Here is a 24917-nt window from a genome sequence, read left to right as displayed (position 1 = left end):
TCATGACACCGCCGGACAGAAGCGCCTCCGGCGCCTCCGACACCACCCACATCGTGCTCACCTTCGACAACAACAGACTTGCAAGCGCGCTGTTTGGCCAGTTCGACCAGAACCTCGCTCTCATCGAGCAGAAACTCGGCGTCGATGCCCGTGCCCGCGGCAACCAGGTCGCGATCCGCGGCGATGCTACGGCGACGGACCATGCCCGCCGCACACTCGATTTTCTCTATGAACGCCTGCAGTCCGGCAGCGAAATCGCTGCGTCCGACGTGGAAGGGGCCATTCGCATGGCGATTGCGTCGGACGACCAGCTGATCTTCCCGACCATGGAACGCAAGGGCAAGATGGCGCTTGCGCAGATCTCCACCCGCAAGAAGACGCTGGTGGCGCGTACGCCGACGCAGGATGCCTATATCCGCGCGATGGAGCGCAGCGAACTCGTCTTCGGCATCGGGCCGGCCGGTACCGGCAAGACCTATCTCGCGGTCGCCCACGCGGCGCAGCTGCTGGAGCGCGGTGCGATCGACCGCATCATCCTGTCCCGCCCGGCCGTTGAAGCCGGCGAGCGCCTGGGCTTTCTTCCGGGCGACATGAAGGAAAAGGTCGATCCCTATCTCCGCCCCCTCTATGACGCGCTCTACGACATGATGCCCGGCGACAAGGTCGAGCGCGCGATCACAGCGGGCGTCATCGAAATCGCCCCACTCGCCTTCATGCGTGGCCGCACGCTGACCAACGCCGTCGTCATTCTCGACGAAGCGCAGAACACCACGTCGATGCAGATGAAGATGTTCTTGACGCGTCTCGGCGAGAACGCCCGCATGATCGTGACCGGAGACCCGAGCCAGATCGACCTTCCGCGCGGGGTGAAATCCGGCCTCGTCGAGGCGCTGCGCATCCTCAAGGGCGTCGAGGGCGTGATCACCTGCCGCTTCCGCGACGTCGACGTGGTGCGTCACCCGCTGGTGGCGCGCATCGTTCGCGCCTACGACGCCGACAGCACCATGATCGACGAAAGCGGCAAGCCCGATCCGCGATGAGCGCGGCCGAGATGGGCACGATCGACATCCAGGTCACGGTAGAGGCAGGCGACTGGCCGGCGGAAGAAGCGTTGTACGAGACGGCGACCCGAGTGCTCGGGGCCGCAAACGCCTATCTGTCGACCGAGCTTCATCAGCCATTCCCCGCCATGTCGCCAGAGCTGTCGCTGCTCTTCACGAATGACGCGGCGATGCGGACGATCAACGCCGAATGGCGCGACAAGGACAAGCCGACGAACGTCCTGTCTTTCCCCGCATTTCCACTGGTTCCAGGGGGGATGCCTGGACCGATGCTTGGCGACATCGTGCTCGCAAGTGAAACAATTGCCAATGAAGCCAATGACTTACAACGAAGTTTCGGCGATCATCTGGCGCATCTCCTCGTGCACGGCTATCTTCATCTCTTCGGCTACGACCATATCGAGGTCGAGGATGCTGAGATCATGGAACACCATGAGATCCGTATTCTTGCCACACTCGGCATATCAGACCCATATGAGGGACAATCCCTCTTGGACACGACGAAGAGACAATGAACGAACAAGTTCGAATGCCCCTGCCGTCTCCCGCCTCCGATGAGAGCGGCGAAGACGGCTCCCAACCTCCGAGTACGAAGCCTCAGCAGCGCAGACGGACCGGCCCCCTAAACCTATGGTCCAAGGCGACGCGCTGGTTGAGGCCCACAGATCGCAACAATATCCGCGATAATTTCGCCGACGCTCTCTTGAGCGACGCCGAACACAATCTCGCGTTCTCACCCGAAGAACGCGCCATGCTGCACAACATCCTGCGGCTGCGCGAAGTGCGCGTGGAAGACGTGATGGTGCCGCGTGCCGACGTCGACAGCGTCGATCAGACCACGACGCTTGCGGAACTGCTCGTCCATTTCGAGGAATCCGGGCACTCGCGCATGCCGGTCTATGCCGATCATCTCGATGATCCGCGCGGCATGGTCCATATCCGCGATCTTCTCGGCTACATCACCAAACAGGCCCGCTCGAAACGCCGGGCGACGACCACCAAGACAGTGGGCGCCGCCAATGCCAACGGCCAGGCTGGCAGTGGCGAGAAAGCAAAGCCGCGGCCCGCGGTCGATCTCGGGCGGGTGGATCTCTCCAAGACGGTCCAGGAAGCCGGCATCATCCGCAAGGTGCTGTTCGTGCCGCCATCCATGCTCGCTTCCGACCTCATGGAGCGCATGCAGGCGACGCGCACACAGATGGCCCTCGTCATTGACGAATATGGCGGCACCGACGGTCTCGTTTCGCTGGAAGACATCGTGGAGATGGTCGTTGGCGACATCGCGGACGAGCATGACGACGAAGAAGTCATGATCACGCGGTCGTCCGACGACGTCTTCCTGGTGGATGCCAAGGCCGAACTCGAGGATATCGCGGAAGCGATCGGCCCGGATTTCGATGTGTCCGAACAGATCGAGGACGTCGACACGCTGGGCGGCCTGATCTTTTCGGAGCTCGGCCGCATTCCGGCCCGCGGGGAACTCGTCCAGGCGCTGCCCGGCTTCGAGTTTCATGTGCTCGACGCCGATCCTCGCCGCATCAAGCGGGTTCGCATCGTGCGCAAGCGCCACAACGACCGCCGCCGCCGTCCGGCACGACCGGAGTTGGAAAGCAACGCTCAGCCGCTCGCTCTGCCGGCACCCGAGCATGTGAACGAGCAGCCCATCGCAGCGGTATCGCCACCGGTGCCGCAGCCGCTGGAGCAGTCGCAAAGAGGCTGACGGCGCACTCGGGTGCCTGATCCTTCATCTCCACACAGATCAGCCGCCGCTGCCTTCAAGACAGCGGCGGCTTTTTTTGGAAGGATGGCGCCGGCGATTCGGGCAAAGGGCAAGCCATCATGAATGCATTGGAAGTGTTCGCAGGCAACCTCATGCTCGCCTGGGGCTGGCAGCGGGCAGTCATCGCCATTCTGGCCGGCGCGCTCGCCGTGTTGGCACTGCCGCCGTTCGACTTCTTCTTCGCAATGTTCCTGACGTTTCCGATCCTCGTCTGGCTTCTCGACGGGGCAAGTGGCGATCCAGACCGGGGGTTCCTGCGCCGCCTCTGGCCCGCCTTCGTGACCGGCTGGTATTTCGGTTTCGGCTATTTCCTCGCCGGCCTCTGGTGGCTTGGCAACGCGCTCCTGGTGGAGGCCGAAAGCTTCGCCTGGGCCATTCCCCTTGCCGTTCTGGGTCTGCCTGCTTTTCTTGCGCTGTTTTTCGGCGTTGGCACGGCGATCGCCCGCATTTTGTGGTCCGACGGGCTTGGGCGCATCGCGGCTCTCGCCTTCGGGCTTGCGCTCATGGAGTGGCTGAGAGGCTTCATCCTGACGGGCTTTCCGTGGAACACGATCGGCTACGGCGCGATGCCCCTGCCGGTTGCCATGCAGACGGCGCAGATCCTCGGGCTGAACGGCATCACCGCCCTTTCCATCTTCACCTTTTCCATGCCGGCGCTTCTGGCGACACGCCAGCATATGCGGCTCGGTCTTGCATTGGCCGCAGCACTCGTGGCCGCCCATCTCGGCTACGGTGCCTATGTGCTGAACAGTGCGACAGCTACCCCGGCCGAAAACGCACCGACAATCCGCATCGTCCAGCCCTCCATCCCGCAATCGACCAAATGGGACGAAGCGGAACGCGACCAGATTTTCGAACAGCACCTGGCACTGACCCGGCAGGCTCCGGCGGAGGGCGGGCCTGTGCCCTCGCTCATCGTCTGGCCGGAAACGGCTGCACCCTTCATTCTGACCGAAGCGCCGATCGCGCTCGAAGCGATCGCGCAATCCCTGCAGCCCGGCCAGCAGCTCGCCACCGGCGCGATCCGGATGGAGACCGTACCGGGCGATGGCGTGCGCTACTACAATGCGATCAGCGTCATCGGCGAGGATGGCGAGATCATCGCCTCCGCCGACAAGGTTCATCTCGTACCGTTTGGCGAATATCTGCCGCTGACGGACCTTATGAGCTCGCTCGGGTTCTCGGCTGTGGCGCAAATGCCGGAGAGCTTCACGCCTGCACCGGCCACCAGCCTGCTGACGCTGCCGACCGGCACCGCGCTGCCCCTGATCTGCTACGAAGCGATCTTCCCGCTGGAACTGCCCGAGGGCGGCGATGCGCCCGATTTCATCCTCAACGTCACCAACGATGCCTGGTACGGCGCGACGCCGGGTCCCTACCAGCATTTCCGGCAGGCGCAGGTTCGTGCCGTCGAACTCGGCCTGCCGCTCGTTCGTGCCGCCAACAACGGCATCTCGGCCGTCACCGACAGCCAGGGGCGAATCATCGAAGGCCTCGGACTGGACGCCGTGGGGGTCATCGATGCCCAGGTGCCGCCGAAAACCGTATCAAATTGGAACAACAGCGATCGTGCACAAAACTTCTGGTTGATAATCGTGATACTTTTGTTAGGAGCTGCTACTGCGCGTTACGGTTTCAAGCGCCGGAGAATTGACTAAAAACCCCTAGAATTGCATAGTCATTTGCAAGGGCAATCTCGCGTATAGTGACCATACGGCTCGTCCAATCTCGGACGGGGCGACGCGCCACCTTGCTATATCGGAACCCTTGTCGAGCAATTTCCGGGTGGCCGCGCGCAGAGGTAGTGTCATGATCACCAACAAGAAGAAGCCCAATCCTATCGACATCCATGTCGGCAGCCGCATTCGCCTGAGAAGAACCATGATGGGGATGAGCCAGGAAAAGCTCGGCGAGAGCCTGGGCATCACCTTCCAGCAGATCCAGAAATACGAGAAGGGCACCAACCGCGTCGGTGCCAGCCGCCTTCAGAACATTTCCTCGATCTTGAGCGTCCCGGTATCGTTCTTCTTCGAAGATGCTCCCGGCGACACCTCCGCGCCGGGTGGCTTCTCCGAGGCGGCAAGTCCCAATTATGTGGTCGACTTCCTGTCGTCTTCCGAGGGACTCCAGCTCAACCGCGCCTTCGTGCGCATCGAAGATCCAAAGGTTCGCCGCAAGCTGATCGAACTGGCCAAGGCGCTGGCGGGCGATCAACCAGACTAGCAATTACGGAGAGCGAAAGGGCGCCGTCGCCCTGAGCCTCCACCATGGGCCTGTTCTATCCCAAGCGCGACTTGCGGATGGAAATGCTCATATCAAGATATATTTATGTCGTTCTACGCTTGTTTTTGGGCTTCGCCTTCAATATCACAGGGCGAGATTTGAAAGCCTGAAAAGGGTCATGGAATGGCGCGCGCCGAATACTTCTTTACGAGCGAATCCGTCTCCGAAGGTCATCCCGACAAGGTCTGCGACCGCATCTCGGACGAAATCGTCGATCTCGTCTACAAGGAAGCCAAGAAGACCGGCGTTGATCCCTGGACGGTGCGCGTCGCCTGCGAAACCCTTGCCACGACGAACCGCGTCGTGATTGCCGGCGAAGTGCGCATTCCCGAAACGCTCATGAAGAAAGACAAGGACGGGAAGTCGGTCATCAACCCGTCCCGGTTCAAGTCGATAGCGCGCCGCGCCATCCGTGACATCGGTTACGAGCAGGACGGCTTCCATTGGAAGACGGCGAAGATCGACGTGCTTTTGCATTCGCAGTCGACCGACATCGCGCAGGGCGTCGACAATGCTTCAGACAACCAGGGCTTCGAAGGTGCCGGCGACCAGGGCATCATGTTCGGCTACGCCTGCCGCGAAACCGCGGAGCTGATGCCGGCGCCGATCTACTATTCCCACAAGATCCTCGAGGTGCTGGCAGCGGCGCGCAAGACGGGCGAAGGCGATGTCGCGGGCCTCGGCCCGGACTCCAAGAGCCAGGTCACGGTACGCTATGTCGACGGCAAGCCTGCCGAAGTCACGCAGATCGTGCTTTCGACCCAGCACTATGACGGCGCTTGGGATTCCAAGAAGGTTCGTTCAGTCGTAGAGCCTTACATTCGTGAAGCGCTGAGCGACATCCAGATCGCCGACGACTGCGTCTGGTACATCAATCCGACCGGCAAGTTCGTCATCGGCGGCCCCGATGGCGACACCGGCCTTACCGGCCGCAAGATCATCGTCGACACCTATGGCGGCGCAGCGCCCCATGGCGGCGGCGCGTTTTCGGGCAAGGACACGACCAAGGTCGACCGTTCCGCCGCATATGCAGCTCGCTACCTCGCCAAGAACGTGGTTGCAGCCGGGCTTGCAGAGCGTTGCTCGATCCAGCTCGCTTACGCAATTGGCGTGGCTCAGCCGCTGTCGGTCTATGTCGACCTCTACGGCACGGGCACGGTCAGCGAAGAAGCCATCGAAGCTGCCGTGCGCAGCGTGATGGATCTGTCGCCGACCGGTATCCGCAAGCATCTGGATCTGAACAAGCCGATCTACGCCAAGACCTCCGCCTACGGCCATTTCGGCCGTAAGGCTGGTCGCGATGGCTCGTTCTCCTGGGAGAAGACCGACCTGATCAAGGCCCTGAAGGACGCCGTCAAGCAGGCAGCTTGACGGCATACCGGCGCTTCCCATGACGGAACCAAGACGTGAACGATCGACGGAGGCCTTTTTCGGCCGCCGCCGCGGGAAGCCTCTGACCGACCTGCAGAGCGAGCGGATGCGCGACCTCCTCCCGCGTCTGCGTCTCGATCTCGACAGTGCGCCGCCATCTGACCTGAAGACGCTGTTTGCAGCGCCTGTGGACTTCGTGCGGCTGGAGATCGGGTTTGGCGGCGGCGAGCATCTCCTGCATCGCATAGAAGAAAACCCGCGCACGGGCTTCATCGGTGTCGAGCCCTTCGTCAACGGCATGGCGAAATTTCTGCGTGCCGTGGCGGAGACCCCCGGCGACCGCATTCGGGTCTATGAAGACGATGCGACGCGGGTGCTGGACTGGCTGCCGGATGCCTCGATCGACCACATCGACCTGCTTTATCCGGACCCGTGGCCGAAGCCGCGTCACTTCAAGCGGCGCTTCGTCAATCCGGGCAATCTCGACCGCTTCGCCCGGGTGCTGAAGCCCGGTGGCGCCTTCAACTTCGCGTCCGACATCGACACCTATATCGACTGGACGCTTAGCCATTGCGACCGGCATGCCGCGTTTGAATGGCTGGCGACGCGCCCGACCGACTGGCACACACCCTATGCCGGCTGGCCAGGCACGCGGTACGAGGAGAAGGCGATCCGCGAAGGGCGCAAACCCTGCTATTTGAGGTTCCGCCGGGTCTGACCCCGGCGTTTCACCGCGTACGCTGGCTTCAAAGACCGCCGCGCTTCCAGTGACGGCCTTCGATCGCGATGCCGAAAAGCCCCGGCGTGCGCGCATAAGCGGCAAGGCCCGAGAGCGCCGCGAGCGGATGCGTCATCACGAAAGTCGGCATCGCTGATAGAAGCCCCTGATGCGGAGCCTTGTCTTCGAAGGCGGCGCGGAATTCCGGTCCCTCGAGCGCCTTGATAACCTTCTGCGAAATGCCGCCTGCCAGATAGACACCGCCCTGCGCCATGAAGATCAGCGCCAGGTCGCCAGCGCAGCGGCCGAGATAGGTCGCAAAGAGCCGTAGCGTCTCGGCGGCAGGTTCCTCGCCCGCAAGACCGGCGGTGGTGATGTCGGCAGGTGTGGAGAGAGCGGCCTCCCGCCCGTCGGCAGCACAGATCGCCCGATAGATGTTCACGATGCCGCGGCCGCACAGGAGCTGTTCAGCCGAGATGCGACCGTCGATCTGTTCCAGATGCGGAAAGATCTCGAAATCGCGCTTGGAGCGCGGCCCCATGTCGATATGGCCACCCTCGCCCGGCACCGGGATCCACCGGCGCTGGGCATAGACGAGGCCGGCAACGCCGAGACCCGTGCCGGGTCCGAGCACGATGCGTGACGCATGCGGCTCGATGCGGCCCTTGCCGATCTGGTGCCTATGGCTCTCATCGAGCGACGCGACGGCGAGTGCTTGCGCGGCGAAGTCGTTGACGACCACCACCTCGTTGAACCCGAGCTCGGCGATCATCTGCCTGGGGCGCACGACCCAGGGGCAGTTGGTCAGATCGATCTCGTCGCCGTCCACCGGGCCGGCGACGGCAAGGATGGCGCTGCGCGGCTGCAGGCTCGTCTTGTCGAGCACACTCGTCTGGATCGCCTCGTCGATGGTCGCGAAATCGGCAGTCGCGACATTCGGGAAGGCCTTCGGCTCGGAATGGGCGTCCACCAGTATGGCAAAGCGGGCATTGGTGCCGCCGATATCCCCGATCAGGATCGGAAAGGGAAAGTTCGGCTCATTGTCGTGCTGCGCCATCGTCGCTTCCTGTCTGCAATCTTCACTATGGGTCGCACCGTTCAGCGGCGCAACAATATCTCGGCTGTCGCGCGGTTGAGCGCCATCGGTATGTCATAGACGATGGCAAGGCGCATCAGCGCCTTCACATCGACGTCGTGCGGCATAGGCGTCAGGGGATCGACGAAGAAGATCATCATGTCGACCTCACCCGTTGCGATGAGCGCGCCGATCTGCTGGTCGCCGCCCAGAGGACCGCTTTTCAATCGAACGAGTTCCAGATCGGGCACCGCTTCGAGCACACGACCGCCGGTCGTCTCCGTCGAAGCAATCCGCAGGCCCTTAAAGTCGGCGGCGTGAGCGGTCGCAAAGGCGACCATCTCGTCCTTCATCTTGTCATGCGCAATCAGCGCTACCGTTTTCCGCCCAGTCGACACCGCCTGTCGCCCCACCGATTAAATCGATTTGATAATGGGACGTATAGCGAAGACGGTCGATCATTGGAAGTCGCAGCGCTTGTTGCCGCTTATTGAAAAGGCCGCGGCGTGGGGATTGGTACCGGTGCGAAGCCTATCGCAGAACCCGGCATGGCGGCTTGCGTACCGCTCGCGTAGGTGACGGCCGCTTCCGATGCTGGAGCCGCCGCATCGAGCACCTGGGCGCAGGCCCGCGGCAGATCGGAAAGCGGGGTAATCCGTGGCTTCGGCGGTGGTGGCGGGGGATCGTCCGGCTGGGCCCACGGCTCCTCGGTAAACCACCAGGCGAGCGAAGCGTCGCAGCCCGAGCCAGGCGCCACGGGCTGCTGCGCCGTACAGCCGGACGCACCATCCGGGCACTTCATGCGGATGTGGAAATGATAATGGTGGCCATAGGCTGGCCGCACCTTTCCAAGGTTCGATCGGTCACCGGAATAGCTGTCGCAAAGCTTCTGCTTGATGCCGGGATGAACGAAAATGCGCTCCACCTGGGGATAGCTTGCCGCCCGCATGATCAACCGGCCATGCGCTTCGGACCAGCGGTTGGGGTCGACCTGCAACGAGCCATCGGCCAGCACGGAGGGCGCTTCTGTGTCCTCGCGCTCCTGCGCCGTCAGACGTCGGTTCGGCATCGGCGTCAGCCAGATGTCGGCATCGAGGCCGATCTGGTGCGATGCGTGGCCGGACAGCATGGGACCGCCACGGGGCTGGGAAATATCGCCGACGAGAAGTCCCGGCCAACCATCCTGCGCCGCCGCTTCACGCGACAGACGATCAAGCAGCGCGATCATGTCGGGATGGCCCCAGCGGCGGTTGCGGGAAAGGCGCATGGCCTGCCAGGTCGGCCCATCTGTCGGGATGGCGATGCCGCCGGCGAGGCAGCCCTTGGAATAGAAGCCGATCGGTGCCGGCGCCGTCGCCGCCGGCAGAGATCGGGCGCCGAAAAGCTCCTTGGCATCCTGCGCGGTGGCCGGAAGCTCGGCCGCCAGCAAGGCGATGACAACCGCTCCCCAGACGCTCGCGCGCTGCATCAATCTCGATCGTGCCAAGGCTTCACTCCCGCGTTTCGCGAGTGACGGTAGCGAAGATTGCGATTCGAGGGAATCGTGTCGGCTTCGCGCTCAGCGCACCCGGAAGATCGAGATGTCGCCCCCGCTCGGCACGGGCTCGAGATAGGACGGCACGCGGCCCTCTCCGATCGCGGCATAGAGCCCATCGGGTGCGCGACGGGCGAGCATCCGCGTTTCCGGATCACCGGGGCAATAGACGAGGATCCCGACGCCCGCTCCCTGCATGAAGGCACGCGCGCTTTCAGGCGGCTCCATCGCAAGATGCAGTTGCGTGAGCATGCCGCCCTGATTGCGATGGTAGGGCGCCGATAGCACGCGATGGCTAGTAAAGCGCAGGATCGACGCGCCGAGATTGGAGACGGAGGACACGGTGCTCGGCGCCAAGCCGCGCAACGGGGCCAGCGCTTCCGCCGTCTGGCAGGAACGCGCCGTCGGGGAAGGCGCATCGGCCGCATTCGCAGTCTCTTCGCTGAAGGCCAGATGCCCGGCGATCGCCCAGGAGGTCGGTGTCAGGACGATCACCGCCGCGCAGAAAGCCAGTGCGCGGCGCCAATTGCCGGGTTCGACATGCATCCGGGCACGCAGCGCCGCGACCACTGGCACGAACGCGAAGATCGCGAAGAGATTGCCGAAGACGGCGCCGCGCACCTGGACGGATGCAACGAGCAGCGCGGTGGCCAGCAGCAGAGCAAGCGTCAGCGCCTGGCGACGGCAATTGCCGGTCCGGGCTGCGTAAAGGCAAAGCGCGAGCGCTGCGAGCGACAGCAGATAGTTGCTGACCAACGCCTCCGGCGTGCTTCTGGCGAGATCCAACAGCGACTGCGCTTCCGTCACCTGCTCCAGCCACAAATCGCGCAGCATCGGGTCGAGCCCGGCGAGTGGATTGGCGAAGCATTGGGGCGCAAATGCAAGCGCTGCCCCACCCGCCAACACTCCGACCCCGGCCAGCATCATGAAGCGCCCAGGCAATTTCTGCCGACGCCCCAGCGCTGCCGCGGCAAAAAGAGCGCCGGCGCCGACCACGCCCGGCAGGTAGAAACCGGCCGAGTAGGCATCGCAATAGGCGACCATGCGAGCACCCGGCGGGACGGTGGCGAGGAAGGTCGCGGTCAGCGTCGCGACGAAGGCCAGCGTGAAGCCCTCGACGCCCGGCCGCGCTCGTTCGCCAAGCGCAAGCCGGACGAGAGCGACCGCAAGGCACCCAGCCGCCACGATCGGCATGGTTTCGGCACCGATGCTGAGTGCCAGCGCGCCGGCCGCGCCGGCCACGGCAAACGCTGCCCTGCTTGGCTCGCGCTGCAGCAGGCCACCTGCCATCGCCGCGAGGAGGACGAGCTGGACATTGTGGTGATCGATCGCACCCGGCGAAAACCGGTTGATGCCGACCGTGTACATCGCGCCGAGAAACAGCACTGCCACGACCGCATGCGGCCCCTCGCTGCGAAACGAAAGCGCAAGCGCGGAGAGAAGCGCGAGAAGCAGCAGCGCAGGCCACGCGGCAAGCGCAAGCGCCTCGCCGGTCGCGCCCGGTACGATTGCCTGGAAGAGCGTGATCAGGTTGGCGATGGGCAGATCCACCAGTCGCGACCAGTGCATCTCGGTGCCCGCTTCAAGTCCGAGCCTGTATTGGGTGAAGTCGAACCAACCCTGACCGGCGAGCAGATCGCGCACCTGAACGAGGCGCATGACGTCGTCATTGTCGGCGCCGACATAGTCACCGTCATCGAAGCGTCGCGCGACGAGCACCGCGAAGGCCATTACGAAGGTGGCAAGCGTCGGCCAGAAGATTCCGACGCGGGAGGTTATTGGGGTACCCGTCTTCGGCCCCGCCCGCTCGGCGATGCCATTCGCTGTGCCAGCCGCCATGTTGGCTTACCCCGCGCCCGCAAAACAAAGAACTGTTCGGGCCGCAACCTAGCCTTAACCTTCCCAAGAAATAGTAAAGCGCCCGGAACAGCCGGCCAAAACGTCCAACGCTTGAGGATGGACAGAAGATGCAGGCCTACGACATCGCCGTCCTCATTCCTTGCTACAACGAGGAGGCGACGATTTCTTCCGTCGTTGCCAATTTTCGGCGGGTGCTGCCGGATGCGCGGATCTACGTCTACGATAACAATTCCAAAGACCGCACCGCGATGCTGGCCAAGCTTGCCGGTGCGACCGTCGTGCGCGAGCGCCGGCAGGGCAAGGGCCATGTGGTGCGCCGCATGTTCGCCGACATCGACGCCGACATCTACGTCATGGCCGATGGCGACGGCACCTATCCCGCCGACGACGCGCCGGAACTCGTGCTGACCCTGATCAGCGAACGGGCGGACATGGTCGTCGCGACCCGCAAGGACGTGACGCGGGACGCCGGCCGCAAGGGTCACGCATTCGGCAACCGGATCTTCAACAGCATCTACCGGCGGCTTTTCGGGCGCGATTTCACGGATATCTTTTCCGGCTATCGCGCCTTTTCACGGCGTTTCGCGAAGAGCTTTCCAGCACTTTCCGCAGGCTTCGAGATCGAAACGGAAATGTCCGTTCACGCCTCGCAGCTCAAGCTGCCCGTCGCCGAAATCCCCGTTGCCTACGGACGGCGCCCGGAAGGGTCCCACAGCAAGCTCGGCACGTTCCGCGATGGCGGTCGCATTCTGTGGATGCTTGCGCTTCTGATGAAGGAAACGCGGCCCTTCACCTTCTTCGGTTCGATCGCGCTTGGCTTCGCGGTGGTCTCGCTCGGCTTCATGGTCCCGGTGCTCATCGAGTATTTCCGCACCGGGCTCGTCGACCGGTTGCCGACCTGGATTCTGGCAGTCGCGCTCAGCCTCATGGCGCTCGTCGCCTTCGTGTCCGGCGTCATCCTGGATTCGGTTGCGCGCGGGCGCGCCGAGCAGAAACGCGTGCACTATCTGACTTTGAAACCCGGCTTTGCGCCAACGGCCGAACGCACGGACACGCAACCTGCCGCCAAGACCAAATCCACACGCAAAGTCGCCTGATGCGGCGCGTGCTTGCCTTCGGCATGGTGGGTGCCATCGGCTTCGCCGTCGATGCAGGCGTTCTCGCATCTGGCCTGCATATCGGGTTGGATCCGCTGATCGCGCGTGTCGTCTCGATCGGAGCGGCCCTGCTGGTGACCTATGCGCTCAACCGCGCGGTGACCTTCGGCAAGAGCGATCGCTCGGTAGCTGTCGAAGGCCTGCGCTATGGCGGCGTGGGCTTAAGCTCGGCCGGTGTCAACTACCTCATCTATGCGGGGCTTCTTGTTGCCTTCCCGCGGCTCATGCCGCTGGCCGCGCTTGTCGCGGCTTCGGCCGCGGCAGCGCTCTTTTCCTATGTCGGCTACCAGAAGCTCGTCTTCCGGCGACCCTGAAGCCGCCTGTCAGATAGCTTCCCAGCCTTCGTGCTCGCCCGCCCTGAAGATCGCGTCGATCACCTTCTGGTTGGCACGCGACGCTTCCAATTCGAACAGGTCGACATCGCCGCCAGCGACCTTCTCGGCAAAGGTTTCGGCCTGGAGGCGATACTGGCGGACACCGGAAAAGCGGAAAACCTCCGAGCGGTCGCGCTTCACCGAATGCAGCGTGACGCTGGCCAGATCGTACTCGCCCGCATTAAAAGGCGCAGCCACTTCGATCGTGCCCTGATCTCCGTGGAAGACCATTGCCTGGCGTAGCGCCATCTGGGTGGAGCAGTAGAACCCCATCTCGAAATCGCCGAAGTCGACGACCGCGCTGGCATAACGGTCGGTGCCGAAATCCGGATCACGCTCCACCGTGGCGCGCACGCGCTGTGGCTCCAAGCCGGTCGCAAACCGCGCGGTAATGACGGGATAGACCCCGATATCGGCAAGCGCCCCGCCGCCGAGTGCCAGCTGGTTGCGCATATTGCCGGGGTCCCGGTTGGCATAGGTAAAGGCGCCGTCGATGCGCCGCAGCTTGCCGATCGCGCCGCCGGCGATCAGTTCGCGCACCTTGCGCCATTGGGGATGGTAGAAGACCATGAAGGCCTCAGAGACGACGACGCCGGCCTTGTCGCGCGCGGCGATCACCGCGTCGATCTGCTCGGCCTTCAGCGCCAGCGGCTTTTCCACCAGCACATGCTTGCCGGCCTCTGCGGCGCGCACGGCCCAATCGACATGCTGGCTCGTCGGTAGCGGAATATAGACCGCGTCGACGTTCGGCGAGGCGAGAAGCGCATCATAACTGCCGTGCACTTCGGAGATCCCGAAACGTTGCGCCGTCTCACGCCCGCGCTCCATGTCGCGGCTACCGATGGCCGTGACGACGCAATTGCCCGCGTCCAGGAGCGCCGGGATCACGTGTTCGCGCGCGATCTTGGCCGTCGAGAGAATTCCGAAGCGCAGCATGGGTCTTTCCTTGCGTGATGGCTGACTGGTGTTGGAGCCATACAGGCAGGCCGCGCGCTTGTCATCGACCGGCGCTGCCGCATCGCTGTTGCCGATGCGCAACATAGGCGCCGCGCGTCCGATTTTTGCGGGAATAGCCGGCAGCGCCCTTTCGTTAACGCCTCGTCAATCCCATCAGGAGACGAGCGATGCGCTACCGGACAGGGCGCGTTGCCGGCATTCTCCGTCAGGGACTGCTTCAGGCTGCGGCACTCGCGGCAGCGCTGATGCTCGCCCCGATGACGGCCAATGCCAGCACCGCAGACTACATTCCCCGCTATCTCGACATTCGCACACCCGAACATCTGCGCGGCGTTCCAATCGACCGGGAGCAGCGTGATTGCCTGGCACAGGCGCTTTACCACGAAGCGCGTGGAGAAACGGAACTTGGCCGGATTGCGGTGGCCCAGGTGATCCTCAACCGGGTGCGCGCCAGGGTCTATCCCGATACCATCTGCGGCGTGGTCTATGAAAATTGGCACATGAAAGACCGCTGTCAGTTTTCCTTTGCCTGCGACGCTATCAGCGATCGGCCGCGTGAAGCGAAGTCCTGGCGGTCAGCCGTCAGGCTCGCCAATGGCATTCTCTGCATCGGCGGCTGCGCCCGCCGCGCCGCATCACCCGAGATCGAGCGGCTGCCACAAGGGCTCAAATCGGCGACGCATTACCACGCAACCTATGTCAGCCCCGCGCTGGGCGCGTGCCAAGAAGCGCGTGGGGCATATCGGCCTTCACATCTTCTACCGCAGCGAGCGTGTGGCGCGGACCATGCCGGCGTCCTACTGAGAAGATGCGGTCTGCGCTTCAGGATGCGGTTGCGCGGGCTCGGATGTCGGCGAAGGTCCAGTCCTTCAGCAATTTGCCGTCCTGCCAGACGGGTTCCATGAGGTTCACGTCGCCGTTCAGATCCTTGAGCGGCACCGCCTCGGGTCGACCGTTCTTCAGGATGACGGCCTGGCGGTAGCGCTTGGAGGCCTTGCCGGGGTCGGTCTTCGGGTCCTTGGCAATGCCGTGCCACTGCCCTTCGCTGTCCTGGCGGGAATTGGCCTTCATGGCGAAGCGGAGCGTGTCGCGGTTGACCTTCTGCAGGAGGCCGCCGCCCATGCCGAATGCGAGGTTTTCCGACGACCAGCCTCGATCCTCGAGCCCTGTCAGCAGCCGGCGGATCATGTCGGGCGAAATACCGTCGCCCTGGATGACGCGCACCGCGGGATTGAGAACCTTGTAGCCTTTAGCGTTGACGGAGTGGCCGAAGATCTCACCGAGCATCTCGATCGTGTCGATCGGCACCCGCGCCGCGTCGCCGGAATCGGGCCGGACCACCAGCGTGCCCCCGCTCGCCTCGACCTCGGCGCGCAGTTCCCCGCCCCAGATCTTCTTCACGGCGCGGTAGAGATCGTAGCTGTCGGAGACGACGGCGACCAGTTTGCCCTTGCCGCCGAACTGCACGAGCATGTTGCGGTAGGCATCCGTTTCGCGTTCTTCGCCCCAGCTCGTCATGGTCGAATGTTCCGCCGCCGGGATTGAGAAGCCGGCCATCTGCTCGTGGTAGAAGCGGCGGGCATAGACGACGCCGGCGACCGTGTCGGTGCCGAGGAAGCTGACGAGATGCGCCGCTCCACCGATGCCTGCCTGTTCGGCCGAGGTCGCGCCGCGCGCGCCGAAATCGTGCAGGCGGAAAGGCAGCACTTCGTCCGGCGTCTCGCAGGTGCGCTCCAGCGATGCCTTGATCATGCCGCGCACCGAATGGGACACGGTGGCGACGGTGGACGGATACCAGACGGCGCGCAGCAGGGCCGTTTCCAGAAATGTCGGCAGCCAGAAGAAATCCGGGTCCGTGTTGCGGATCTGGACGAGCGGCGTCCCGGTCGGCACCACCATGCCTTCCGGCAGCGCCTCGATCATCACAGGCATGGCACCGCCGTGCCGTTCGACAAGCAGTTCCCAGCCTTCGCGGTGAAATGGCAGGCCGTGCGCAGTGACGATGTCTGCGGCCTCCTCCACATCCTCGCGCGTCACGCGGCGGGACAGATAGTCCTTCAGGAACATCTGCAGACCGAAGAACAGCACATGGTCGTAGGCACCGCCGGAGCGCGCTTCGATATAGGCGGAGATGGCGGCCGTCTGCGGCGGATACTGCGCGAAATGCGAGTATTTGTAGCTGTCGGTGTTGAGGATAGGGTTCATGCTCATCTGTCCGAAGGAAAGGCCGCCAAAATGATCTGACCGTCCTTAGCGCGGAACAGCTTTGCCCGGCCACTGGCAAATGTCGACAATGACACAATCGGCACAGCGCGGCGCGCGCGAGGTGCATATCCGCTTACCGAACTGGATCAGCCAGAAATGCCCGTCCCGCATGGCCCAGCCCGGCGCGCGCGCCTCAAGTTGAGCCGCGGTCTGCGCCTCGGTCTTTCCGAGTGCGAGGCCCGTGCGGTTGCAGACGCGGTGCACATGGGTGTCGACCGCGATCACGTCGGCGCCGAAGGTGAAGCTCATGACGATGTCGGCGCATTTGCGCCCGATGCCGGGCAGCTTGAGAAGACCCTCGCGCGTGTCGGGCACGACGCCGCCATGCTCTTCGAGCAGCACCTCGCAGAAACGGCGGATGTTGCGGGCTTTCATGTTGTAGAGGCCGGCCGGACGGATTGCGTCGATCAGGTCCTCTTCGGGCAGCTTCAGGATCGATCGCGGCGTGCGGGCCTTGGCAAACAGTGCCTTGGTGGCCGCCGCCGTGTTGCGATCGAGGCTCTGCGCCGACAGCATGCAGGAAATGCAGGAACGGAATGCATCCGGCTGCCCCTTCGGGCCCTTGGCGTTCTTCGTGCGTCCCGGCATCGTCCTAGACAAGCGGGAAAAGAGCGTTTCGATTTCTTCCGGATCGAGCGGGCGTTCGGCGGGGGTCGTCATGCAGACAGACTTAGCGCGCTTGGCACATGCTGACAGTGTCTGGCGGGTCAGCTTGCCGATCAGGCGGCGGTCTGCCCTGTCTCCCAGCCGAGCATTGCGCGCTTGCGCGTCAGGCCCCAGTGATAACCCGTCAGGTCGCCCGATTTTCCAAGCGCGCGATGGCACGGCACGACGAACGAGATCGGGTTGCGCCCGACAGCAGCGCCGACGGCACGCGACGCAGTCGGCTGGCCGATGTCGCGGGCGATATCGGAATAGGTCACGGCCTTGGCGAGCGGGATCGTCATCAGCGCCTGCCAGACGCGGATCTGGAAGTCCGATCCGATCAGCACGACGTTCAGCGGTGCATCCGCCGACCACCGCGCCGGATCGAAGATACGGGTGGCATAGAGTGCCGTTGCGGCTGCATCCTCGACATAGGTCGCCCGCGGCCAGCGCGAGGCCATGTCCTCGAAGGCATCGCGGCGTTCGCCCGGATCGTCGAAGGCAAGACCGGCCAGGCCCCGATCCGTGATCATCACGAGAGCCGTGCCGAATGGCGAGGGATGGTAGCCATACCGGATCGTCAGCCCCTCGCCCTTCGCCTTCCAGACACCGGGCGACATCGCTTCATGGGTGACGAACAGATCGTGCAACCGTCCGGGGCCCGAATAGCCGACCTCGAAGCTCGCATCGAGCAGCGGCAGCCCCTCATGGCCCAGCAGGCGCTTGGCATGATCGAGCGTGACCGCCTGCAGGAAGGCCTTCGGTGAAAGACCCGCCCAGCGGGTGAAGACCTTCTGCAACTGCGTTGGCGACTGGCCGAGTTCAGCCGCGATCGTCTCCAGCGTCGGCTGGCTGCGGTAATCGTTGGAAATCAGTTCGATCACGCCGCGCACGGTATCGTAATCCGTGCCCTGCGGCGTGATCTCCGTTTGCAGGCGGGCAGCAATCGTCATGGCCGACATCTCCGGGTCATGGCGGAGATATCATCACGACGGCCACCTGCCCGCCACCCGATTCATGCGCCCATCAACTCGCATTGAAGGCTGCGATTGCGGCCAAGTTGACGAGGTCGGTGTCCTTGGCGCTCATCGAGGCGATCTGGACGGATTTGTCGAGGCCGACGAGAAGCGGGCCGATGACGGTCGAACCGCCGAGTTCCTGCAGCATCTTCGTCGAGATCGAGGCCGAGTGGAACGCCGGCATCACGAGCACATTCGCCGTGCCGGAGAGCCGGCAGAACGGATATTGCTCCATGATCTTCGGGTTAAGCGCGACGTCGGCGGCCATTTCCCCGTCATACTCGAAATCGACGCGGCGCTTGTCGAGGATGCGGACCGCTTCCTTGACACGGTCGGAGCGCTCGCCGGACGGATGGCCGAAGGTGGAATAGGCAAGCATCGCGACGCGGGGCTCGTAGCCCATACGCCGCGCCAGACGGGCTGCCTCCTCCGCGATGTCGGCGAGTTCCTCCGACGAGGGCATATCGATCACCGCCGTATCGGCCACCAGCACGGTGCGACCGCGGCAAAGCGCGAGCGACGCGCCGATGACGCGGTGGCCGGGCTTCACGTCGATCACGCGGCGCACGTCTTCCAGTGCGGTGGAATAATTGCGCGTCGTACCCGTCACCATCGCGTCCGCATCGCCTAGTGCGACCATGCAGGCGGCGAAGTGGTTGCGGTCGTTGTTGATGAGGCGCTGACAGTCTCGCTGCAGATAGCCCTGCCGCTGAAGGCGCCCGTAGAGATAATCCACATAGGCGTTCACACGGTGGGAGCGGCGGGCGTTGACGAGTTCGATGCCCGGGCGGTTGAGATCGATGCCGGCCTTCTGCGCAGTTTCATGCATCTGCTCGTCGCGGCCGAGCAGGATCGCGGTGCCGAGCTTCTGGTTCACGTAGGAGACGGCCGCGCGCATGACCTGCTCTTCCTCGCCCTCGGCGAAGACGACGCGGCGCGGGTGGCGCCGCACGCGCTCGTAGATGCGCTGCAAAGTGGACGCGATCGGATCGCGGCGCGCGGACAATTCGTTGGCATAGGCCTCCATGTTGAGGATCGGCTTTTGCGCAACGCCAGAGTCCATCGCAGCCTTGGCGACAGCGAGCGGGATGGCGGAGATCAGGCGTGGATCGAACGGCACGGGGATGATGTATTGCGGGCCGAAACGGGGTCTGTTGCCGGAATAGGCGGCGGCGACATCATCGGGGACGTCCTCGCGCGCAAGAGCCGCGAGTGCCTCGGCCGCGGCGATCTTCATCGCGTCGTTGATGGTCGATGCGCGCACGTCGAGTGCGCCGCGGAAGATATAGGGGAAACCAAGGACGTTGTTGACCTGGTTGGGGTAGTCGGAACGACCCGTCGCCATGATCGCATCGGTGCGGATCTCGGCCACTTCCTCCGGCGTGATTTCCGGATCCGGGTTCGCCATGGCGAAGATGATCGGATTGGGCGCCATGGAGCGGATCATGTCCTCCGTCAGCGCGCCCTTGACCGAAAGCCCGAAGACCACGTCGGCACCTTTCAGCGCATCGGCGAGCGTGCGATCCTCGGTGACGATCGCATGCGCCGATTTCCACTGGTTGAGGCCTTCGGTGCGGTCCTTGTGGATAACGCCTTTGGTGTCGCAGAGCGTGACATTGCCGGGCGTGAAGCCCATGGCCTTGATCAGTTCCACGCAGGCGATGGCGGCAGCACCCGCGCCATTGACGACGAGCTTCGTCGTCTTCACGTCGCGGCCGGTGAGGTGCAGCGCGTTGATCAGACCGGCGGCGGCGATGATCGCCGTGCCATGCTGGTCGTCATGGAAGACCGGGATATCCATCAGTTCGCGCAGGCGCTGCTCGATGATGAAGCAATCGGGTGCCCGGATGTCTTCCAGGTTGATCCCGCCGAAGGAGGGTCCGAGATAGCGCACGCAGTTGATGAATTCGTCGACATTCTCGGTATCGACTTCGAGGTCGATGGAATCGACGTCGGCAAAGCGCTTGAAGAGCACCGCCTTGCCTTCCATGACGGGCTTGGAGGCCAGCGCGCCGAGATTGCCCAGGCCGAGAATGGCCGTGCCGTTTGAAATGACGGCGACCATGTTGCCACGCGTCGTGTAGTCGAAGGCGCGGGAGGGATCTTCGGCAATCGCCTTCACCGGCACGGCGACACCCGGCGAATAGGCGAGCGCGAGATCGCGCTGCGTCGCCATCGCCTTGGTCGGCGTCACCTCAAGCTTGCCGGGGCGTCCCCGCGCGTGAAAATCCAGCGCCTCCTGATCGGATATGCTGGACGCCGAACGGCCAGCCTTGCGCGGCTTCATTTCCATGGGCATGTTTCCTCATCATTTCGCGTCGCCGATTATTCGGCGCTTCTCGTCGCAGGCCGTTCTTGAGACGACTCTGAAACATCTTTATTCCTGTGGAGCGGGCTCGTGCAAACGTGCTTTCCGCCCCCGGGTCCCGCACACTAGACATCCCAAGCGAAATCGCAATTCGACAGGACGGACAGACCGCGTGCTCATGAAGAACGCTTCGTCGACAGAGTTGACCGCCGAGCGCCTGATCTCGGCCGAAAGCCTGTCGTCGGCGACGCCGATGATGGCGCAATTCATCGAAATCAAAGCCGCCAATCCGGATTCGCTGCTGTTCTACCGGATGGGCGATTTCTACGAACTTTTTTTCGATGACGCTGTTTCGGCGGCCCGCGCGCTCGGCATCACGCTGACCAAGCGCGGCCAGCACATGGGCGAAGACATTCCCATGTGCGGCGTGCCGGTGCATGCGGCCGACGATTATCTGCAGAAGCTGATCGCCCTTGGATTCCGTGTCGCCGTCTGCGAGCAGATCGAAGATCCGGCCGAGGCGAAGAAGCGCGGCGGCAAGTCGGTCGTGAAGCGGGACGTCACCCGCTTGGTCACGCCCGGCACGCTGACGGAAGAACGCCTGCTCGACCCGGCCGAGCCCAATTACCTGATGACGCTCACCCGGCTGAAATCGGCCGGCGATCGCGGCTTCGCCATCGCCTGGATCGATATCTCGACGGGTGTCTTCCGCGTGGCGGAAACGGATCCCTCGCGGCTCGTCGCCGACATTCTGCGCATCGATCCGCGCGAAGTGCTGGTGCCCGACACGCTGTTCCATGCCCCGGAAATGCGGGCGGCGATGGACATGCTCGGCCGCATCGTCATGCCGCAGCCGGCGGTACTGTTCGATGGGACAAGTGCTGAGGGCCGTGTCGCCCGGTTTTTCGGCGTCGCAACGCTTTCGGGCTTCGGCAATTTCTCCCGCGCCGAACTCTCCGCAGCGGCTGCGGCGATCGGCTATGTCGAGAAGACGCAGCTTGCCGAGCGACCGCCGCTGTCGCGCCCGCAGCGCGACGAAGCGGGCTCGACGCTCTTCATCGATCCCGCCACACGGGCCAATCTGGAACTGACGCGCACGCTTTCCGGCAGCCGTGACGGCTCGCTCCTCAAGGCGATCGACCGGACCGTCACCGGCGGTGGAGCCCGTCTCCTCGCTGAACGGCTGACCGCGCCTTTGACCGACCCGGATGCCATCGACCGGCGCCTCGATGCGATCGCCTGGCTGATGGCGGAGCCACGTCTCGCCGACGACCTCACCGATCACCTCAAGCAGATGGCTGACATGCCGCGCGCGCTTTCCCGCATCGCGCTGAACCGCGGCGGACCGCGCGATCTCGGAAGCCTCCGCCAAGGCCTCACGACCGCGCGCGCCATCGGCCAGATGCTTGCCGAACGTGATCTGCCCGAAGAACTCGCCGAGGCGCGGGACGCGCTCGGCCGCCTGCCCCTGTCGCTGATCGCCGAGCTCGACGCGACGCTCGACGACGAGTTGCCGCTGCTCAGGCGCGAGGGTGGCTTCGTGCGTCCCGGCCGCGACGGCGAGCTCGACGAGATGCGCGCACTGCGCGACGATACGCGCCGGGTCATCGCCTCGCTGCAGGCGCGCTACGGCGAGGAGACCGGCGTCAAGTCACTGAAGATCCGGCACAACAATGTGCTCGGCTATTACATCGAGGTGACCGCCGGCAATGCCGGACCGCTTACGAGCGACGAAGGCCGGGAGCGCTTCATCCACCGCCAGTCCATGGCCAACGCCATGCGGTTCACGACGACGGAACTTGCCGATCTGGAATCGAGGATCGCCAATGCGGCGGGCCGCGCGATCGCGATCGAGCTTTCGATCTTCGACACGCTGTCCGCACAGGTGGTTGCCAGCGCCGACCCCATTCGGGAGGCGGCGCATGCGATTTCCGTCATCGACGTCGCGCGCGCGCTCGCCACGCTCGCCGAAGAACAGGGCTATTGCCGCCCGAGTGTCGACCGCTCCATGGATTTCGCCATCACGACAGGCCGCCACCCGGTGGTGGAGCAGGCGCTGAGGCGCCAGGCGAGCGACCCGTTCGTTGCCAATGATTGCAACCTGTCACCGCCGGATGGTGCAAAGCACGGCGCGCTTTGGCTTCTGACCGGCCCCAACATGGGCGGTAAATCGACCTTCCTGCGCCAGAATGCGTTGATTGCGGTCATGGCGCAGATGGGCTCCTTCGTGCCGGCCGGGGCTGCCCGCATCGGCGTGATCGACCGGCTGTTCAGCCGTGTCGGCGCGTCGGACGATCTGGCGCGCGGGCGCTCCACCTTCATGGTCGAGATGGTCGAGACGGCTGCGATCCTCAATCAGGCAAGCGAGCGGTCGCTGGTGATCCTGGACGAGATCGGCCGCGGCACGGCGACCTTCGACGGGCTGTCGATCGCCTGGGCAGCGGTGGAATATCTGCACGAAGCCAATCGCTGCCGCGGACTTTTCGCGACGCATTATCACGAGCTGACGGCACTTTCGGAAAGGCTCGCGCGGCTCTCCAACGCGACGATGCGGGTCAAGGAATGGCAGGGCGAGGTGATTTTCCTGCATTCGGTCGGCCAGGGAGCCGCGGACCGGTCCTACGGCATCCAGGTGGCGCGGCTTGCGGGCCTGCCCGACAGCGTCGTTGCCAGGGCGCGCGACGTGCTTGCCCAGCTTGAAGAAAACGATCGCAAGAGCCCGGCCGCCAATCTCGTCGACGACCTGCCGCTCTTTGCCGCCTCGATGCGGCAGACGAAGTCGGAAAGCGCCGCCCAGCCCGCAGCTTTATCGGGTCTGGCGATCGAACTCGCCGCCGTCAATCCGGATGAGCTCAGCCCAAGGGAAGCGCTCGAGGTGCTTTACAGGCTGAAAAGCCTTGCCGTGGATGGCTCGCCCCAAGGCTGAAGGCGACGACATCCTTGATTTTTGGCGCCCGAAAGTCGATATGCGGCCCAAGAGAATTCGCCGCCGTTACCGAAGTCGCTTGTCACGCAATCGCGCGTTGGCAGCCGGAACGGTGCAACTTCAGGCCGACAGGGAATGAAACGAGCGTCATGACCGACGACACGAAGAAGACGACCGAAACCACCCACCAGGACAGCGCAAACGAGCGCATGGAAGAAGCGGTGAAGGCTGCCGAGTCCGCGTTCGACGAGCCTCACGCCGGGCATGACGATGGCGCGCCGGACAATTCCGAGGCGATCGCCATCCTCGTCGACGGGCTGAAGGCCGAGAATGCCGATCTCAAGGATCGCTACCTCCGCCTTGCCGCCGACATGGACAATCTGCGCCGTCGCACCGAGCGCGACGTGAAGGATGCGCGTTCCTATTCGATCGCCAATTTCGCGCGCGACATGCTTGCCGTTTCAGACAATCTGCGCCGTGCGCTCGATGCCATCCCGGCGGAATCGCGCGAAGCCGGGGATGACGGTTTCAAGGCGCTCGTCGAAGGCGTCGAGATGACCGAACGCGCGATGCTGTCGGCGCTGGAACGCCACGGCGTGGCGAAGCTGAAGCCGGAAGGCCAGCGTTTCGATCCCAATTTCCACCAGGCGATGTTCGAAATCCCGAACCCGGACGTGCCGAACAACACCGTCATGCAGGTCGTCCAGGATGGCTACGTGATCGGCGAACGCGTTCTGCGCCCGGCCATGGTCGGCGTTGCCAAAGGCGGCCCGAAGCAGCCGGTGGAACCGAAGCCGGATGCCGGTGCGGAACCAGGCGCACCAAACGGCGAAGCCGAGCGGGACGCTTAAAGCCTCAGATCTGCGTTTTTCCCACAATTGACGCGCCCGGGATCCGGGCCATAAAAAGGCCGGCCAGTCCGGCCTTTTCACGTTTTCAGGACCGCTCGAATGCCGATTATCGACCTGCTCGACTATGCCGGCGTCGCGGTCTTTGCGGCAACCGGCGCGCTTGCCGCCTCGCGCAAGCAGCTCGATATCATCGGCTTCATCTTCCTGGCGGCCGTGACCGGCATCGGTGGCGGCACGCTTCGCGATCTCATCCTCGACGTGCCGGTGCTTTGGGTCGCCGATCCCGCCTATATCCTCGTCTGCGCGCTCGTTGCCGTCGCCGTCTTCTTCACCGCGCATCTGTTCGAGTCGCGCTACAAGCTTCTCCTCTGGCTCGATGCGATAGGGCTTTCCGCCTATTGCGTTATGGGCGCCGCGAAAGGCTATGCCGTGACCGGGTCGGTCACGGTCGCGATCGTGATGGGCGTGCTCACATCCACCTTCGGCGGGATTCTGCGCGACATGCTCGCGGGTGAGCCCTCCGTCCTCATGCGGCCGGAAATCTACGTCACCGCCGCTCTCTCAGGAGCCGCGACTTACACGTTTCTGGCCGAAGCCGGGCTACCGGTGATCGTCGCAACGCTCTCAGGCGTCATCGTTGCCTTCATCGTGCGCGGCGGCGCGCTGAAGAACGGCTGGACCTTCAAACCCTACCGAGCCCGCCCGGGCCGCAAGCCGGAAGACATCATGTAGA

22 protein-coding genes are annotated in these 24917 nt (G+C 64.0%); 13 read left to right on the top strand and 9 right to left on the bottom strand.

All coding sequences use genetic code 11. The annotated features are described in order from the left end of the window. Positions 1 to 2 precede the first annotated feature (2 nt). The 7 genes from QQL76_RS18195 (at position 3) to trmB (ending at position 7213) form a co-directional block, all read left to right on the top strand. Positions 3 to 1040: a PhoH family protein gene (locus tag QQL76_RS18195; protein WP_126012518.1), complete on the top strand. Its 1038-nt coding sequence runs from the start codon at positions 3 to 5 to the stop codon at positions 1038 to 1040. A gap of 11 nt (positions 1041 to 1051) precedes the next feature. Further along, positions 1052 to 1576 (top strand): rRNA maturation RNase YbeY, encoded by a 525-nt coding sequence (gene ybeY / locus QQL76_RS18190; RefSeq protein WP_499208978.1) that lies wholly within the window; start codon positions 1052 to 1054, stop codon positions 1574 to 1576. Further along, positions 1573 to 2781, top strand: a complete 1209-nt coding sequence (locus QQL76_RS18185) for a hemolysin family protein (RefSeq protein WP_499208839.1) — start codon at positions 1573 to 1575, stop codon at positions 2779 to 2781. The genes ybeY and QQL76_RS18185 overlap by 4 nt, the downstream gene beginning before the upstream one ends. 128 nt (positions 2782 to 2909) lie before the next feature. Next, positions 2910 to 4499: an apolipoprotein N-acyltransferase gene (gene lnt, locus QQL76_RS18180; protein WP_499208977.1), complete on the top strand. Its 1590-nt coding sequence runs from the start codon at positions 2910 to 2912 to the stop codon at positions 4497 to 4499. A gap of 151 nt (positions 4500 to 4650) precedes the next feature. Further along, positions 4651 to 5064 carry a helix-turn-helix domain-containing protein gene (locus tag QQL76_RS18175; protein WP_126006538.1) on the top strand — a complete coding sequence of 138 codons (414 nt, stop codon included), beginning with the start codon at positions 4651 to 4653 and terminating at the stop codon, positions 5062 to 5064. Between the two features lie 183 nt (positions 5065 to 5247). Then, the gene (gene metK, locus QQL76_RS18170; RefSeq protein ID WP_499208838.1) at positions 5248 to 6495 is read left to right on the top strand and encodes a methionine adenosyltransferase; all 1248 of its coding nucleotides are present in this window, start codon (positions 5248 to 5250) and stop codon (positions 6493 to 6495) included. A gap of 19 nt (positions 6496 to 6514) precedes the next feature. Beyond that, the gene (gene trmB / locus QQL76_RS18165; protein ID WP_499208837.1) at positions 6515 to 7213 is read left to right on the top strand and encodes a tRNA (guanine(46)-N(7))-methyltransferase TrmB; all 699 of its coding nucleotides are present in this window, start codon (positions 6515 to 6517) and stop codon (positions 7211 to 7213) included. Positions 7214 to 7241: 28 nt separating this feature from the next. Here the strand turns inward: trmB and QQL76_RS18160 are convergent, their stop codons facing one another. The 4 genes from QQL76_RS18160 to QQL76_RS18145 all read right to left on the bottom strand — a co-directional run bounded on the left by QQL76_RS18160 (position 7242) and on the right by QQL76_RS18145 (position 11661). Beyond that, complete coding sequence (locus QQL76_RS18160) at positions 7242 to 8270, bottom strand: glucokinase (RefSeq protein WP_499208836.1); 1029 nt, start codon at positions 8268 to 8270, stop codon at positions 7242 to 7244. A gap of 41 nt (positions 8271 to 8311) precedes the next feature. After that, positions 8312 to 8686 (bottom strand): methylglyoxal synthase, encoded by a 375-nt coding sequence (locus tag QQL76_RS18155; RefSeq protein ID WP_499208835.1) that lies wholly within the window; start codon positions 8684 to 8686, stop codon positions 8312 to 8314. Positions 8687 to 8775: 89 nt separating this feature from the next. Next, the gene (gene mepA, locus QQL76_RS18150; RefSeq protein WP_499208976.1) at positions 8776 to 9756 is read right to left on the bottom strand and encodes a penicillin-insensitive murein endopeptidase; all 981 of its coding nucleotides are present in this window, start codon (positions 9754 to 9756) and stop codon (positions 8776 to 8778) included. Between the two features lie 90 nt (positions 9757 to 9846). Beyond that, entirely contained in the window at positions 9847 to 11661 is a 1815-nt protein-coding gene (locus QQL76_RS18145) for a hypothetical protein (protein WP_499208834.1), read from the bottom strand. Positions 11662 to 11789: 128 nt separating this feature from the next. Here QQL76_RS18145 and QQL76_RS18140 point away from each other — a divergent pair, with 128 nt between their 5' ends. Together QQL76_RS18140 and QQL76_RS18135 are read left to right on the top strand one after the other, a co-directional pair. Beyond that, positions 11790 to 12779 carry a glycosyltransferase gene (locus QQL76_RS18140; RefSeq protein WP_499208833.1) on the top strand — a complete coding sequence of 330 codons (990 nt, stop codon included), beginning with the start codon at positions 11790 to 11792 and terminating at the stop codon, positions 12777 to 12779. Beyond that, positions 12779 to 13153: a GtrA family protein gene (locus QQL76_RS18135; RefSeq protein ID WP_499208832.1), complete on the top strand. Its 375-nt coding sequence runs from the start codon at positions 12779 to 12781 to the stop codon at positions 13151 to 13153. Before QQL76_RS18140 ends, QQL76_RS18135 begins: the two co-directional genes overlap by 1 nt. Positions 13154 to 13162: 9 nt before the next feature. Here the strand turns inward: QQL76_RS18135 and QQL76_RS18130 are convergent, their stop codons facing one another. Beyond that, positions 13163 to 14149: a Gfo/Idh/MocA family protein gene (locus QQL76_RS18130; RefSeq protein WP_499208831.1), complete on the bottom strand. Its 987-nt coding sequence runs from the start codon at positions 14147 to 14149 to the stop codon at positions 13163 to 13165. Between the two features lie 188 nt (positions 14150 to 14337). On the opposite strand from QQL76_RS18130, the gene QQL76_RS18125 reads away from it, so the two are divergent. After that, on the top strand, positions 14338 to 15075 hold the full coding sequence (locus tag QQL76_RS18125; protein WP_499208830.1) for a cell wall hydrolase: 738 nt from the start codon (positions 14338 to 14340) through the stop codon (positions 15073 to 15075). Here QQL76_RS18125 and QQL76_RS18120 read toward each other — a convergent pair. The 4 genes from QQL76_RS18120 to QQL76_RS18105 form a co-directional block, all read right to left on the bottom strand. Further along, positions 14993 to 16375 carry a nicotinate phosphoribosyltransferase gene (locus tag QQL76_RS18120; RefSeq protein ID WP_499208829.1) on the bottom strand — a complete coding sequence of 461 codons (1383 nt, stop codon included), beginning with the start codon at positions 16373 to 16375 and terminating at the stop codon, positions 14993 to 14995. The two genes, QQL76_RS18125 and QQL76_RS18120, sit on opposite strands and share 83 nt — an antisense overlap. Positions 16376 to 16420: 45 nt before the next feature. Then, positions 16421 to 17095, bottom strand: a complete 675-nt coding sequence (locus tag QQL76_RS18115) for an endonuclease III domain-containing protein (RefSeq protein WP_499208828.1) — start codon at positions 17093 to 17095, stop codon at positions 16421 to 16423. Between the two features lie 59 nt (positions 17096 to 17154). After that, positions 17155 to 18033 (bottom strand): methylated-DNA--[protein]-cysteine S-methyltransferase, encoded by an 879-nt coding sequence (locus QQL76_RS18110; protein WP_499208827.1) that lies wholly within the window; start codon positions 18031 to 18033, stop codon positions 17155 to 17157. Between the two features lie 73 nt (positions 18034 to 18106). Then, positions 18107 to 20386 carry an NADP-dependent malic enzyme gene (locus QQL76_RS18105; protein ID WP_499208975.1) on the bottom strand — a complete coding sequence of 760 codons (2280 nt, stop codon included), beginning with the start codon at positions 20384 to 20386 and terminating at the stop codon, positions 18107 to 18109. 199 nt (positions 20387 to 20585) lie between these two features. On the opposite strand from QQL76_RS18105, the gene mutS reads away from it, so the two are divergent. The 3 genes from mutS (at position 20586) to QQL76_RS18090 (ending at position 24916) form a co-directional block, all read left to right on the top strand. Further along, positions 20586 to 23333 (top strand): DNA mismatch repair protein MutS, encoded by a 2748-nt coding sequence (gene mutS / locus QQL76_RS18100; RefSeq protein WP_499208974.1) that lies wholly within the window; start codon positions 20586 to 20588, stop codon positions 23331 to 23333. Positions 23334 to 23482: 149 nt separating this feature from the next. Continuing rightward, on the top strand, positions 23483 to 24184 hold the full coding sequence (grpE, locus tag QQL76_RS18095) for a nucleotide exchange factor GrpE (protein WP_499208826.1): 702 nt from the start codon (positions 23483 to 23485) through the stop codon (positions 24182 to 24184). A gap of 99 nt (positions 24185 to 24283) precedes the next feature. Then, positions 24284 to 24916: a trimeric intracellular cation channel family protein gene (locus QQL76_RS18090; protein WP_499208825.1), complete on the top strand. Its 633-nt coding sequence runs from the start codon at positions 24284 to 24286 to the stop codon at positions 24914 to 24916. The last annotated feature ends 1 nt before the right edge of the window (position 24917 follow it).

Source organism: Rhizobium albus (assembly GCA_030160035.1).
In the GTDB taxonomy this organism is placed as follows: Bacteria; Pseudomonadota; Alphaproteobacteria; order Rhizobiales; family Rhizobiaceae; genus Georhizobium; species Georhizobium albus.
The sequence above is the reverse complement of the archived record's forward strand: the minus strand, read 5'-3'. Positions and strand labels throughout refer to the sequence as shown.

Bases quoted from the DNA above. Each gene is read 5' to 3' on its own strand.
- QQL76_RS18140 (WP_499208833.1), top strand. From the start codon at position 11,790: ATGCAGGCCTACGACATCGCCGTCCTCATTCCTTGCTACAACGAGGAG.
- mepA (WP_499208976.1), bottom strand. From the start codon at position 9,756: ATGCAGCGCGCGAGCGTCTGGGGAGCGGTTGTCATCGCCTTGCTGGCG.
- QQL76_RS18120 (WP_499208829.1), bottom strand. From the start codon at position 16,375: ATGAACCCTATCCTCAACACCGACAGCTACAAATACTCGCATTTCGCG.
- QQL76_RS18090 (WP_499208825.1), top strand. From the start codon at position 24,284: ATGCCGATTATCGACCTGCTCGACTATGCCGGCGTCGCGGTCTTTGCG.
- QQL76_RS18115 (WP_499208828.1), bottom strand. From the start codon at position 17,095: ATGACGACCCCCGCCGAACGCCCGCTCGATCCGGAAGAAATCGAAACG.
- mutS (WP_499208974.1), top strand. From the start codon at position 20,586: ATGAAGAACGCTTCGTCGACAGAGTTGACCGCCGAGCGCCTGATCTCG.
- QQL76_RS18110 (WP_499208827.1), bottom strand. From the start codon at position 18,033: ATGACGATTGCTGCCCGCCTGCAAACGGAGATCACGCCGCAGGGCACG.
- QQL76_RS18135 (WP_499208832.1), top strand. From the start codon at position 12,779: ATGCGGCGCGTGCTTGCCTTCGGCATGGTGGGTGCCATCGGCTTCGCC.
- QQL76_RS18130 (WP_499208831.1), bottom strand. From the start codon at position 14,149: ATGCTGCGCTTCGGAATTCTCTCGACGGCCAAGATCGCGCGCGAACAC.
- QQL76_RS18145 (WP_499208834.1), bottom strand. From the start codon at position 11,661: ATGGCGGCTGGCACAGCGAATGGCATCGCCGAGCGGGCGGGGCCGAAG.
- QQL76_RS18125 (WP_499208830.1), top strand. From the start codon at position 14,338: ATGCGCTACCGGACAGGGCGCGTTGCCGGCATTCTCCGTCAGGGACTG.
- ybeY (WP_499208978.1), top strand. From the start codon at position 1,052: ATGGGCACGATCGACATCCAGGTCACGGTAGAGGCAGGCGACTGGCCG.
- QQL76_RS18195 (WP_126012518.1), top strand. From the start codon at position 3: ATGACACCGCCGGACAGAAGCGCCTCCGGCGCCTCCGACACCACCCAC.
- QQL76_RS18160 (WP_499208836.1), bottom strand. From the start codon at position 8,270: ATGGCGCAGCACGACAATGAGCCGAACTTTCCCTTTCCGATCCTGATC.
- metK (WP_499208838.1), top strand. From the start codon at position 5,248: ATGGCGCGCGCCGAATACTTCTTTACGAGCGAATCCGTCTCCGAAGGT.
- QQL76_RS18175 (WP_126006538.1), top strand. From the start codon at position 4,651: ATGATCACCAACAAGAAGAAGCCCAATCCTATCGACATCCATGTCGGC.
- QQL76_RS18185 (WP_499208839.1), top strand. From the start codon at position 1,573: ATGAACGAACAAGTTCGAATGCCCCTGCCGTCTCCCGCCTCCGATGAG.
- grpE (WP_499208826.1), top strand. From the start codon at position 23,483: ATGACCGACGACACGAAGAAGACGACCGAAACCACCCACCAGGACAGC.
- trmB (WP_499208837.1), top strand. From the start codon at position 6,515: ATGACGGAACCAAGACGTGAACGATCGACGGAGGCCTTTTTCGGCCGC.
- QQL76_RS18105 (WP_499208975.1), bottom strand. From the start codon at position 20,386: ATGAAGCCGCGCAAGGCTGGCCGTTCGGCGTCCAGCATATCCGATCAG.